Genomic DNA, 13,191 nt, shown 5'->3' with positions numbered 1-13,191 from the left:
TTTGGTGCAGGAAAAGCTGGAAATCTGACTGTTAATGCTCCACGTCAAGTCCAACTAATTGGTAGGTCTGCTGATGGTCGTTTTCCTAGTGGCTTGTTAGCTTCTGCTGAACCCAACTCCACTGGAAATGCTGGAGACTTGAAGGTTAATACCCAAAATTTTCTGGTAAGAGATGGTGCAGAAGTCTTGGTCAACGCCAGAGGAACAGGGAACGCAGGTATTATGACCATTAACGCCGATCGCATCAACCTAGACAACAAAGCGTCTCTCAACGCCAACACCCGCAGCCCAAATAAAGATTCCAACCGAGAACAAGCCACCATCAACCTCAACACCCAAAATTTAACCCTTCGTGATACCAGCAGCATTACTACCAATGCCACAGGCGAAAATGTCTTTGGTGGCAATATCAATATATATACAACAAAATTCTTGATCTCTTTAGAAAATAGCCGTATCAGCGCTAACTCAGACAATTCTCGCGGTGGTCGAGTTGTAGTCAACTCCCAAGGTGCATTTGTTGGTACTCAACCCAGCGATGTTTCCAAATATATTACAGCGACCTCTGGAGTCGGCTTATCAGGAACTGTTGATATTAATTCCCCTGACAATAGTTCAATCCAAAACAGCTTCACCGAATTATCACCCAACGTCATCAATACCAACGCACTAATTGCCAATAGCTGCATTTCACGCAGCACTAAGCGACAAGAAAACTCTTTTACAATTACAGGTTCTGGTGCTTTACGCAATAGTCCGGGAGATGTATTAATTTCCGCCTACACAACTGGTGATGTGCGTAGTGTGGAACCAACACCACGCCCTTGGAAAAAAGGCGACCCAATAATTGAACCACAAGGATTGTATCGATTACCAAATGGGCAATTAATCTTGAGTCGAAGTTGTTCAAAATAAATATTGCACATATCGGAAAAATTGCATACACAGTTTTCTGCAAAATGCTACGCACCATCATGCGATCGCACCATACAATTCATGCAACTATATATGCATAAATGGTGAATGCATTACTTAGTCATATCCCTTAATCTGAGTATTAAAGAAACGGTTAATGAATCGAAAAACAACCAAAACCATCATTGATTAACCGTTGCTGAGAAAAATTTTGTAATTTTTATTCACTCGGATTGAGAGGTTTATGATGTTTGACAAACTATTTCGCAATACACTTTTAGCAACAGCTTTGGCATTACCAATAGTGCCATTAACCAACCAAAATGCTCTTGCAGACGAGCGCGATTTTTTAGTTTACAACAACAATGAGTTAGAAATTACTCAATTGTATGTATCCTCAACAAAATCTAAATATTGGGGTAGTAATATTCTCAATTCAGACATTGTTAACGGTTCATCTGACACCGTTACCTTTAGCAATAATAGTAATCATTGTACCTATGATGTCAAAGCCATTTATAGCGATGGTACTTATGATGTCATGCGTCAGTCCGATCTTTGCAGTACCTACGGAATAACTTTTTATGGTCATGGAGGCGACCATCAATAATCTTAGAAATTTCCAAATCGTTTCTTGATGATTTGCACTTTTATGCAATCATCAAGAGAACTATTATGGTATTTTAATTAAATAATAATATCCTGTCCCAGACTTCAGCCTGGGAACACAATTTTAAAGAATCTACTAACATCATGTCTGCTTGATTAACTATGAATCTGGACATGATATAACATCATGTCTGCTTGATTAATTATTAAACATAAGTTGGATATCTGAGTATTTTATCCTCTCAGATACCCGATAGTGACTTGCAAAAATTCTTTTACAAATTTTACCTATCATATATAAACAATGGGTTCATACTTTCGGTTTCAAAAGCTTTTTTTCATATTACTTACCTGCATTAGCATCACTCCACTTGCAGTATTTGCACAATCGACACCCCCATCAGGAGTCACAATTCCCCCCGATACACCAGGGAAAGTCGAAGAAACTCTACCCCAACCATCACCTACACCAACTCTTCCACCCATACCACCGACACCAACTGTCCCCATACTCCCATCACCCCCACAGGAAAATCTACCCGATACAGCTTTTCCTAGCGGTGAAAAGTTCTTTGTCAAAGAAATTCAAGTTACAGGCTATTCTGTTTTAGGAGATGAAATCATCAAGTTAAAACAGCCTTTAGAAAATAAAAACATCACATTTGAGCAGTTATTGCAACTGCGATCGCAAATCACTAAACTCTATGTTGATAATGGCTATATCACCAGTGGTGCATTTATTTCCAACAATCAAAATATTGCTAGCGGTGTCGTGCAAATTCAAGTTGTCGAAGGCGAACTCGAAGGAATTTCCATTTTAGGGTTACAAAGATTGCAGCCTGAATATGTGCGTTCCCGGATTAAACGCCTTGCAGGTAAGCCTTTAAATCAAAAAAGTCTCGAACAAGCGCTACAATTATTACAACTTGACCCGGTGATTCAACGAGTTAATGCTGAGTTAACCGCAGGTAGCACTCCCGGAAATAATATTTTACAGGTGACAATTACTGAATCGCCACCATTCCATCTTGGAGTTACCTTTGCAAACAACCAATCAACTAGCGTCGGCTCAGAACAAGGAAGTGTTTTTCTTGCTCATGATAATTTATTAGGATTTGGGGATAAATTTAGTGCTGAATATGGTGGTAGCGAAGGTTTAGACATTTACGATATCAATTATTCTATTCCCTTCAATGCCTTAGATGGAACCATTGGTGTCCGCTACAGCAACAGCGCTAGCCGCATTATTGAAAGCGAATTTCGTGACTTAAATATCCGCAGCGAAGCCGAAACTCTTTCTTTTAACGTCCGTCAACCGCTAATCCATACGCCAAACAGAGAATTTGCTCTCTCGTTAGCATTCGATTTACGGCGCAGTCAAACCTACATCCTCAATGATATCCCCTTCTCCTTTACCGAAGGGCCCGAAGATGGGGAATCAAGAGTTACGGTAATCCGCTTTTCTCAAGATTGGTTACAACGTAATGCTAACAGTGTTCTAGCAGCGCGATCGCAATTTAGTTTTGGGATTGATGCAATTGACGCAACCATTAACGATAGTGGTACTGATGGGCGTTTTTTCTCTTGGGTGGGACAATTTCAATGGGTACAACGGCTATCTCCCCGCATCTTGATGCTAGCCAAAGTTAACACTCAACTTACTCCTGATTCCTTACTTTCGTTGGAAAAAATTAGCATTGGAGGAGTTGATACAGTGCGCGGTTACGATCAAAATCAAATTGTTGCTGACAATGGGGTAGTTGGAGGTGTAGAAGTTCGGATTCCCCTGGCATCAAATGTGGAAACACTACAGCTAATACCATTTTTTGACATCGGTACAGCTTGGAATAATCGCGGTATTAATGCCGACCCGCAAACCATTGCCAGCTTGGGGTTGGGCTTGAACTGGCAACCTTTTAACGGTTTGGTATTGCGTGCAGACTATGGTATACCATTAGTTGGCACAAGCGATCGCGGTAGTTCGCTGCAAGAGAATGGCTTTAATTTTTCAGTGCGCTATCAGCCTTTTTAAGTAGGTAGTACTCTGTCAAGAAATAATTGACAAATAAATTTTCTGTAGAGACGGCAATTTATCGTGTCTCTCCAGCCGTCAAAATGGGTTTGACAGACCAGTAGAATTCAACATAAAATAAAATCTTAGTTTGTAGTGAGCGATTTATCGCTCTATCTATAATATAGTGAAAGTTTTAGTTTTTTAAACTCATTATCTGGTTATGATTCAGAAATTAAACACACGTTCATATTTTGATGCAAAGTCTGATGTTAGTTATTAGCTGAAAGCTTGAATAAAGCGTTAACTCCCAATACGGTTCGGATAAACATTTTTTACAATCGAGTGTGGTCTGGAGAAAGGGGAAAAGGTATTGGGTAAAGGATGTATTCAAAACCTTTCCCCTTTAACCGAACTGTATTGCGTTAACTCCTGCTCTATTTATGCTTCAGAATTTTCTCAAGTTTTGATTCAAAGCACAAGTCAATCCTATGGATTTTGAGTATCCACCAAATGCTAATCGAGTCAACAGGTAATTTTCCCACTGACCTATGAGCAATTGCGAAATCCATGCTGCAAGGGGTACTTCACAGGGAACAACTTGATAATCGATGCCTCTGTGGGACACTATAAATGCAGTACGCCTGACATGGTATGGCGACGTAACAATCAAAGCCGAAGACCAGTGATTCTTAACCATGATCTCGGTTGCATTGAATAGATTCTGGTAAGTATTTCTTGCTTGTGTGTCTGTCACTAAAGCACTTCTAGGAACTCCTATAGAGTGGGCGAAACTTGCCATCACATCGGCTTCAACATAGTGATTATAGACGGCTGCACCTGAAAACAAAATGTATTTCGCCCGTCCAGTGTGAAGGAGTTCTACAGCTTTGAGAACTCTTTGCCGCGCAATCTCACCAATACTGCCGTCTGAATTTGCTGGGTTGCCAAGTACAATGATGACATCGAAGGTTTTGCGTTTCGAGTTGACCAAAGGTGCTCGACAGAAAAATAGAGGAACAATATTAATGACAACCAGTGAAACTGGTATCGTTAACAAAATCGGTATAACGAACCATAGTGCTGCTCGATAAATTGTTCTAGATTTCCATCGCATTCTCTTAACTTGCACATAGATGAATCGTTGTATAGTAAATGTAGCGATCGTATTCCGAATTGCTGAATGACTTTATAAATGTTTGGCTGTAGCTGGGCTTGTTCTGGGGCGATCGCAGAACTTTCGGTCTACTGACAATCACTTCTACAAATGGCAATACTCATCTGGGTATCGTCAGTATAGCTACCAGGATTGAGTCGAAAACCCAGATGTTCGACGTATCGACTCAAATCGTTGTTAGCGATCGTTTCGTCTGCATATTCAAAGCCTGCACCGTAGGCATCTGCAATCGCTAACTCTAGCAGCATAAGGATGTTAACCTAAAAACGGACGCGCCAGAAAAAAGCTAGAAACTGATTTAGCGTCTACCGGCTCTCCCTCCAGAATAGCTTTTTCTAGTTCTTCAGGAGTCATAAATACAGTTTCGATATCCTCATCTCCATCTTGTGCTGGTGGTGTCTCCAATTTTTCTAAATCTCGTGCCAGAAAAGCATAGATAATTTCATCAGAATAACCAGGAGCTAGGAAAAATTCGCCTAATTTATCCCATTTTTGGGCACTATAGCCAGTTTCTTCGGCAATTTCACGCTGTATTGTTTCTAAAGGCTCTTCACTTTCTTCCACTGTTCCCGCCGGAAATTCTAATATCCGTCCCTGAATTGCAAAACGGTACTGGCGCACCAGTATAAGTTTACCTTCCGCTGTCACTGGTACAGCTAGAGCACCGCCAGGGTGACGAATACATTCCCATTCTCCTTCCGATTTATTCGGCAAACGCAAGCGATTAACTTCAAAATCAAACTTGCGTCCTTTATGAAACAGGCGTTGTCTCAGCAGTTGTGGTAATTCTCTACCTAATGGCATAGTAAAATCTGATTATCTGTGAATACAGAGGTAAAATCAGTGTTCTTCTACTTTTAAGGATGGTAATTTTAATTGTCCATCCATAAATGTACATCAGAACAGTCTACCCCTTTGAGCAGCTCTTTAATAACACACCCGGAAACTGGTTCTATCCAATCTGGGGCAATTTCTGCCAGTGGGACTAACACAAAGGCCCGATCCCGCATTCGTGGATGGGGAATCTGGAGATTTGGTGTATCCACGATAATGTCATCATATAATAACAAATCCAAATCTAGAATTCGTGGCCCCCAGCGTTCCTGACGCACGCGCCCAAATTGTTGTTCAATTCCTAACAAAATTTCTAACAACTGCTGGGGGAGTGTTTCTACCTGCAATGTGACGCAGCCATTGAGGTAATCTGGCTGTGGTGGCCCGACAGCTTTGGTCTGATACCAATGGGATCTGGCTTCTAAAACAATACCTGGCGTTTGGGCTAAAGTCTCTATAGCTGCTGATAAAATTGTCTGAGAATCGCCGATATTACTACCAAGAGCAACGGCGCTTCGTCTTAGCTTTGGTTCGTCGTATCTCGGTGTAGACATTATACTTTCATGAAATAAGCCGTTTTCGGGCTGTCTTTGCGGATAATTGTCTATAGCTTTTATATTCGCAGTAGTTATCAAAATTGCAGCATTTTTTATAAAACTAAATTAACCAAATTTAAAAAACATTATTTTCTAGTTAATTCAGTTAATTATTTATAGGATATTATACTAACACAATGGTAGTGCTATAACCCCAAAGTTGATTGATGGTGGTTATATGGTTACTACTTTGAGCGAGGAACTGACGTGGGGAAGCTTACCTCCTGGTTCAAGCGAAGACCAACTAATTTGAGTGACTTTGGACAAGGAGGAACAAATGAGAGCTTACCACCAGCACATCTGGCGCAAACGAGGCAGTTACTGAGCAAAATGAAAATTTTACCATCTAGGATGAGGGCCAATCGGGCAACTGGCAAAAAACCACTCTATCGCCGCTTCTGGTTTTGGGCAGGTTTGGGTGTTGGTGGTGGGATAGTTGCCTTCATCTACGGCATCAGTTTAATAGATCGGACTTTGCCAGATCAGTCCGAGTTGAATGCTGTGTTTCGAGAGCAAACACTGACCATTAAAGCTGCTGATGGCACCATATTACAACAACAAGGTGAAGCGACCAGAGAACAGCTAAAGCTAGAACAAATACCAGATAATTTAAAAAAAGCTTTCATCGCTTCAGAAGATCGAAGATTTAGGCAACACAACGGAGTCGATCCGCAAGGGATTGTCAGAGCGAGTTTGAATAATTTGCGATCGCAAGGTGTGGTAGAAGGTGGTAGCACCATCACCCAACAGCTAACGCGGATTCTGTTTTTGAAACAAGAACAGACAATCTGGCGCAAACTCAAAGAAGTCCGCCTAGCTCAAAAAATGGAGCAAGAATTAACCAAAGATCAGATTTTAGAGCGTTACCTGAATCTGGTTTATTTGGGATCTGGAGCTTATGGTGTAGCAGATGCAGCCTGGGTATACTTTAGTAAGTCGCCAGACCAACTTTCCCTCGCCCAAATGGCAACGATTGCTGGATTAGCTCCTGCTCCTAGCTTATACGCCCCAGACAAAAATCCTGAAGCGGCAAAACGGCGGCGGGACTTGGTATTACTACGGATGCAAGAAGATAAAGTAATTACACCAGAGCAAAGACAGGCAGCAGTTCAGGAGCCATTAGCCCTCAAAAGCAGTTCACCCAAACGAGTCCAAGTAGAATCACCCTACTTTACCAGCTTCATCCAAAAAGAATTGCCCAAGTATGTTTCTCCTAACGTGCTCAAAAGTGGGGGTCTAGTAGTAGAAACCACGCTCAACCCAAGTTGGCAGAAAGTGGCAGAAGAGGCAGTTGCGAAAACATTACGAAATCAAGGACGCTGGGAAAACTTTAAGCAAGCTGCAATGGTGGCCATAGACCCCCGCAACGGTGAAATTAAGGCAATGGTTGGGGGAAAAGACTTTGGTAAAAATCAGTTTAATCGAGTTACCCAGGCACAACGGCAGCCAGGATCGACATTTAAAGGGTTTGTATATGCCACTGCGATCGCTACCGGTAAAAGCCCTTACGATAGCTACGAAGATGCGCCCTTTGTCGTAGACGGCTATGAACCAAAAAACTATAGTGAAAACTTCCACGGTTCAATGAACATCCGAGATGCCCTCACCCGCTCTGTTAATATTGTTGCGGTGAAGGTGTTGATTGATGTGGGATTTACACCCACGATTAAACTTGCCCATGATATGGGGATCAAATCTGAACTCAAGCCCACCTACTCCTTGGCTCTTGGTTCAAATGAAGTCAATCTGCTAGAGTTGACTAGCGCTTATGGCAGTTTTGCGACTCAGGGATTGCACGCAGAACCTCATGGTATTACCCGCATCCTCAACCGCCAAGGCAAAGTCATCTGGTCAGCTAATTTCAAGTCAAAACGGGCCCTCGACGCTGACAGTGCCGCCATCATGACTTGGATGCTACGCAACGTCGTCGAAGCGGGAACTGGTGGTGCTGCCCAATTAGATAATAGACCAGTTGCCGGCAAAACTGGCACCTCCGACGAAGCCCGCGATTTATGGTTTATTGGCTACATTCCTCAAATGGTGACAGGGGTATGGCTAGGTAACGATGACAACCACCCTACTTATGGCAGTAGTAGTAGTGCCGCTTACACTTGGCACGAATTTATGGAAAAAGCGGTAGAGGGGATGCCCATAGAAAAGTTTCCCAAACGACCCAAGTTAGAAGGTCGCAAAGGCACTATCAAAGCCCAGTCCATCAAGCCCAAACAAGTGCTGAATCGTTCTATTGCCGATGATGATGATGATTCAGAAGGGGAAAGAGCGAGAAATTCTAATTCTGAGGAGAGTGGTTCATCTAGAAGACGTAGAAGAAGGAAGAGCTATTCTCAAGAAGAACAGCAAGCAAGCGATTATACCCCAAGACGGAGAAGGCGCGATCGCAGCGAATCAAGTTCTAATAACTCTTCCTCAGAATCATCTACTCCACGGCGACGCTCTAGAAAAGTAGAATCTGATTCTCCTCCACCTCGAAGAACTCGGCGAGAGTTGTCTCCCGCAAATAGTTCCGGTTCTTCAGGTTCTTCAAGTTCTTCACCGTCACAACCATCTTGGCGGGATAGACTTAGACCTTCTCAACAGTAATGAGAAGTGGGCATTGTTGATACTATGCACGACCACTATTTGAGGTACTCATTTTTCAGAGCAGGAGGAGAGAGGATTTGAGCCTTATTTACTTTTCTTCATACAGTTTGGTTTTATTGTGCCGACTTACTTAGTCACCAAAACAGTGCTGAGTGCTGAGTAACGAGTGCTGAGTAAAAAAGTAATAATTGCACTCAGCACTTTATGTTTGAAGCCACGGCTTTTAAGCCAAAGAAAAAGAAATAAATATTTATTTCGAGGAGAGTGCAACAAGAAATAATACGTCCAAGATCAATCCCCTAGATTTATCTATGGGGTTACTCTAAGCCGAGGCACTCCTGAAATTCAACTTGAGTTGCATAGTCCACTGCAAAGTTAAAAATTTCGTCTTTGAATACAGCTTTATTACCACTCACAATATCAGTCACTTCTTTGCCAACGCTGATAGGAATAATTGCAGCATCGTAGTCTCGATCGGAGATTGCATGGTTTTTGGCAACCACTTTCCCTGTATACCCCATTACATTCATGAATTTTGACTTGCTGGTTAAGAACTTATAGTCAAAGTCCACTTGGTAGGGTGATTTTTCACGCACCATAAAAGGGATGCTACTGACAGTAGTATAGCCAACCAAAGGATCGAGATTGGATAACATCGCTTTCGTGGCGATTGTAACCCATGAAGCAAGTTTCAAGTATTTGTACTTATGTGCCAGTTTGAAAAAAACTTTATTGTTTGTGTACATAACTACAGCTGATAAGAAGCCGTTAAAGCCACTGCCAAAGCATCTGCAGCATCATCTGGCTTAGGAATTTCATCTAAATCCAACTCCCGCGCCACCGCTTCTTGCACTTCGGACTTATCAGCATTACCATAGCCTGTTAAAGCTTGTTTAATTTGAGCCGGAGTAAACTCTACATAAGGAAGACGACGCTGGCCTAACACTAAAATGACTATACCCCGCGCCTGTGCAACCAGGATTGTACTTGACATACGATAGAAGAATAGTTTCTCGATCGCTACTAAATCTGGTTGAAATTCCTCCATCACGGTGTGTAAATCATCAAACAAGGTACATAAACGCTGTCCCATTTCTACATCTGCTGACGTTTTAATTACTCCAAAATCCAGCATATTTACTGTAGTCTCTTGCACCTTTTTGAGATTTTGTGTGCAGCTAATTGCCCCAAATCCTAAAATTGCCAGTCCTGGATCTAATCCTAAAATTCGTTTTTCCATGAAATTCACTTTTACCAAGCCAGGGTATTGTTTAACTAGGAATACTGGCAATCTTCACGACTTGCTCTTAGTCTAATAGGATTGACAAATATAATAGTTTCACGCCTGGTGTTTTAAACCAAGTGGTGTAGATTTTCTGTTAATTATTGTTTGTAGCACTGCTCCAAATCAGGTATGTCAATTGGTTTTCTCAGACAAGCCCTCAACGCCCTGCAAAAGCAGTCGCGTTCTCGTACTTCTTATCGGGTTAACCAGTGGTTCAAATGGTTATCCCCTGGACTATCGGTAAAACGTTGGTTATTGATTAGTGTTGGGGGTGTACTGCTGGCGAGTTTGGGGTTAGCCATTTGGATTAAGCTGACCCCAATTTTTTGGATGATTGAGTTGGTTAGAGGTTTCTTGGGAGTCATCACCAACCTCTTACCGAACTATATTAGTGGGCCTTTGGTGCTGCTTGGCGGCTTGCTGTTAGTGCTTTGGGGGCAAACTCGCACCGTAGGCTCAATTACTAAGGTACTAAGAGCAGAAGGCGGAGAGGAACTCATTGATGTCTTGCTGGCCCATCGTCGATTGTACCGAGGCCCAAAAATAGTGGTAATTGGTGGTGGTACGGGACTTTCTACGTTGTTGAGGGGGCTGAAAACCTACAGCGCTAATATTACTGCAATTGTCACTGTTGCCGATGATGGTGGATCTTCTGGGCGTTTGCGTCAAGAATTTGGAGTGTTACCACCAGGGGATATTCGCAATTGTTTGGCCGCACTAGCAGATGAAGAAAAGTTATTAACAGAATTGTTTCAATACCGTTTTCGGGCTGGAGATGGGTTAACTGGTCACAGTTTTGGCAATTTGTTTTTAACGGCAATGAGTGATATTACTGGAGATTTAGAACAAGCAGTTGCAGCCAGTTCTAAAGTTCTAGCGGTGCGAGGACAAGTACTACCAGCGACTCTCAGTGATGTTCGCCTGTGGGCAGAATTAGCCGATGGTCGTCGTATTGAGGGGGAGTCTAGTATTCCCAAAGCTGGCGGTAAAATTGTCAAAATTGGCTGCATTCCGGCTAATCCTCCGGCGGTACCAGCAGCTATTAAGGCAATTAAAGAAGCTGATTACATCATTATTGGCCCAGGTAGCCTTTATACAAGCCTAATTCCTAATTTATTAGTACCAGAAATTGCCGATGCGATCGCTCAAACAGATGCCCCCCGTATTTATATCTGCAATATAATGACTCAACCAGGAGAAACTGAAGGCTACACTGTTGCCGACCACATCAGAGCAATTGATGCTGCTTGTGGACAAAGACGGCTATTCGATGCTGTACTGATACACAAAAAATCCCCTTCGGAGCAATCACTTATCCGTTACGCCCAACAAAACTCCCATCCGGTTTTCCTCGATAGAGAAGCCGTAACTCAATTAGGGCGACGCATTGTTCCAGCTAATGTTTTGTATGAAGACGAAACAGGTTTTGTACGTCACAATCCCCAGAAACTAGCACAAGTGTTATTGCGGTGGTACGGTAGAGGTCAGTCCCTTCGGGGAATTCAAAATTCAAAATTCAAAATTCAAAATTAAGGAAAATGAAAATTTGTCATTTGTTATTTTTTTAGACTAATCAGTAATGCCCAATACCTCAATCATGAAAATTTTTCTTGCAAATACAGAAGCGACACTGCGCTTAGGTATTACTCTTGGCGAATCCCTGGCACCTGGCAGTGTAATTTTACTAGAAGGTGATTTAGGCGCTGGTAAAACTACTTTAGTTCAAGGCATTGGTAAAGGTTTAGGAATTGCTGAACCCATTGTCAGTCCAACTTTCACGCTGATTAATGAGTACATGGAAGGGCGCTTTCCCCTTTACCATCTAGATTTATATCGCTTAGAACCGCAAGAAGTTGCAACCCTAAATTTAGAGAGTTACTGGGAAGGTGTTGAAGTCATACCAGGAATTGTGGCAATTGAATGGGCGGAACGATTACTTTACAAGCCAGATAGTTATCTGAGCGTGAGTTTGACTTATGGACATGAAGGCACTCGTCAATTTGAACTCACACCATTCAATTGTGCCGTTAGCAAAGTCATTGCCGCGATTTAAGCTCATCTCCCGACTAAAGTACGAGGGATTTCACTTTTTTGACCGCGACACTCAAAAATTTATGCAAATAATCGAGAGAGAACTTTACACTCGTCCTATCTGCCACTACCACGTTCGCCACTGTCAGTTACTAACATTGTTATCTCAACCAAAACAAAAATATTTAATCAGCTTTTCTTAAATAGAAAACTGGTGGTAAGCTTTGCTGACACCTGTCCCTATAAATTTAGGAAAGTTTCCAACACACTGGCTTTCTTTAAAAGGGAGACTATTTTTTCCTTCACTCCCTTGAATCCAGGCAGGTTTATATTATCCGATATAGTATTGAACCTAAAGTGATTCTTAACTAAAGGGGATATCGGCATCTACTAGTTTTATTGCTGTAATAAGCAGTTAAAAACTGATTTAGATGGTTGGTATACGAATCAAGCAAGTGTAAATCAACTGTTGTTGGGTTCAATGAAAGTTTTGAGAGAACTTAGTCAGCTTCGATTGAACCCGATTAGTTCCCTACTGTGGTTCAAAAAATGAATTTAGATTATTTAGCAGCGAATGCTAGTAGAAAAAGTTAAGCAATCATCAGTTTCTGTATAATTTTAACTTTTCTTACACTTAGTATTCCCAAATTAAATTCACAATCTACACAAAAAAATAAAGTATTTTATAAATTGACAAAATTAGTTTTAATAATTTAAATTAGCAATAAATTCTTATATTCACATCTGTAATTAGCACCAATCTCAATAAAATATTAACTAATAATATCTCGTATTTATACATACAGCGTATTTCAGGTAAGTGGGTAGGCGTAATTAGACATAAGATAAAACCTCACCCTCAATCCCTCTCCTTAGTAAGGCTAAGGTGTACACACAAGTCCTTCTCACTCCCTCTAATATCATGTCCAGTCAAAGACTTATCATTTATACCGCAGTTCTTGCTGGGGGCAGGGAGCAGGGGGAAAGAGGCTTTTGCGATTTTTGCACAGATCCGGTAATTATAAGTGATTAACCGGACTTGATATAATTTCCCCCTTGCTAAGGGGGAGAACCTGATATTTCCTCCCTTGTCAAGGGAGGATTAAAGGGGTAAATCCAGGGTTTGGGCTTC

General features: G+C 41.7%; 11 protein-coding genes and 1 pseudogene. 6 read left to right on the top strand and 6 right to left on the bottom strand.

The annotated features are described in order from the left end of the window. The 3 genes and pseudogenes from V7K41_RS18440 to V7K41_RS18430 all read left to right on the top strand — a co-directional run. Positions 1-915, top strand: a pseudogene (locus V7K41_RS18440) (hypothetical protein); the annotation flags it as partial. A 244-nt stretch (positions 916-1,159) separates the two neighbouring features. Continuing rightward, positions 1,160-1,525 (top strand): hypothetical protein, encoded by a 366-nt coding sequence (locus V7K41_RS18435; RefSeq protein WP_334850434.1) that lies wholly within the window; start codon positions 1,160-1,162, stop codon positions 1,523-1,525. Positions 1,526-1,828: 303 nt separating this feature from the next. Next, positions 1,829-3,556 carry a ShlB/FhaC/HecB family hemolysin secretion/activation protein gene (locus V7K41_RS18430; protein WP_334850433.1) on the top strand — a complete coding sequence of 576 codons (1,728 nt, stop codon included), beginning with the start codon at positions 1,829-1,831 and terminating at the stop codon, positions 3,554-3,556. 427 nt (positions 3,557-3,983) lie between these two features. Here the strand turns inward: V7K41_RS18430 and V7K41_RS18425 are convergent, their stop codons facing one another. The 4 genes from V7K41_RS18425 to folK all read right to left on the bottom strand — a co-directional run bounded on the left by V7K41_RS18425 (position 3,984) and on the right by folK (position 6,100). Continuing rightward, positions 3,984-4,652 carry a YdcF family protein gene (locus tag V7K41_RS18425; RefSeq protein ID WP_334850431.1) on the bottom strand — a complete coding sequence of 223 codons (669 nt, stop codon included), beginning with the start codon at positions 4,650-4,652 and terminating at the stop codon, positions 3,984-3,986. Between the two features lie 128 nt (positions 4,653-4,780). Continuing rightward, positions 4,781-4,960, bottom strand: a complete 180-nt coding sequence (locus V7K41_RS18420) for an ADP-ribosylglycohydrolase family protein (RefSeq protein WP_334850429.1) — start codon at positions 4,958-4,960, stop codon at positions 4,781-4,783. A gap of 7 nt (positions 4,961-4,967) precedes the next feature. Continuing rightward, positions 4,968-5,516: an NUDIX hydrolase gene (locus V7K41_RS18415; protein ID WP_334850427.1), complete on the bottom strand. Its 549-nt coding sequence runs from the start codon at positions 5,514-5,516 to the stop codon at positions 4,968-4,970. Positions 5,517-5,584: 68 nt separating this feature from the next. After that, on the bottom strand, positions 5,585-6,100 hold the full coding sequence (gene folK, locus V7K41_RS18410) for a 2-amino-4-hydroxy-6-hydroxymethyldihydropteridine diphosphokinase (RefSeq protein WP_334850425.1): 516 nt from the start codon (positions 6,098-6,100) through the stop codon (positions 5,585-5,587). A 372-nt stretch (positions 6,101-6,472) separates the two neighbouring features. Between folK and V7K41_RS18405 the strand changes: the two genes are divergently transcribed. Beyond that, positions 6,473-8,743: a transglycosylase domain-containing protein gene (locus V7K41_RS18405; RefSeq protein ID WP_442943217.1), complete on the top strand. Its 2,271-nt coding sequence runs from the start codon at positions 6,473-6,475 to the stop codon at positions 8,741-8,743. 317 nt (positions 8,744-9,060) lie between these two features. On the opposite strand, the gene V7K41_RS18400 is transcribed toward V7K41_RS18405, so the two are convergent. Together V7K41_RS18400 and ruvC are read right to left on the bottom strand one after the other, a co-directional pair. Beyond that, a complete protein-coding gene (locus V7K41_RS18400) occupies positions 9,061-9,489 on the bottom strand; it encodes a DUF2252 family protein (protein ID WP_334850421.1) in 429 nt (142 codons plus the stop codon). 2 nt (positions 9,490-9,491) lie between these two features. Beyond that, on the bottom strand, positions 9,492-9,983 hold the full coding sequence (ruvC, locus tag V7K41_RS18395) for a crossover junction endodeoxyribonuclease RuvC (RefSeq protein WP_104908654.1): 492 nt from the start codon (positions 9,981-9,983) through the stop codon (positions 9,492-9,494). A gap of 174 nt (positions 9,984-10,157) precedes the next feature. On the opposite strand from ruvC, the gene V7K41_RS18390 reads away from it, so the two are divergent. Together V7K41_RS18390 and tsaE are read left to right on the top strand one after the other, a co-directional pair. Then, on the top strand, positions 10,158-11,561 hold the full coding sequence (locus V7K41_RS18390) for a gluconeogenesis factor YvcK family protein (protein WP_292778124.1): 1,404 nt from the start codon (positions 10,158-10,160) through the stop codon (positions 11,559-11,561). A gap of 64 nt (positions 11,562-11,625) precedes the next feature. Beyond that, the gene (tsaE, locus tag V7K41_RS18385) at positions 11,626-12,081 is read left to right on the top strand and encodes a tRNA (adenosine(37)-N6)-threonylcarbamoyltransferase complex ATPase subunit type 1 TsaE (RefSeq protein WP_334850418.1); all 456 of its coding nucleotides are present in this window, start codon (positions 11,626-11,628) and stop codon (positions 12,079-12,081) included. Positions 12,082-13,191 lie beyond the last annotated feature (1,110 nt).

The sequence above is a fragment of the Nostoc sp. genome, from assembly GCF_036917415.1.
In the GTDB taxonomy this organism is placed as follows: Bacteria; Cyanobacteriota; Cyanobacteriia; order Cyanobacteriales; family Nostocaceae; genus Nostoc.
This window is presented reverse-complemented; position numbering and strand designations above follow the sequence as displayed.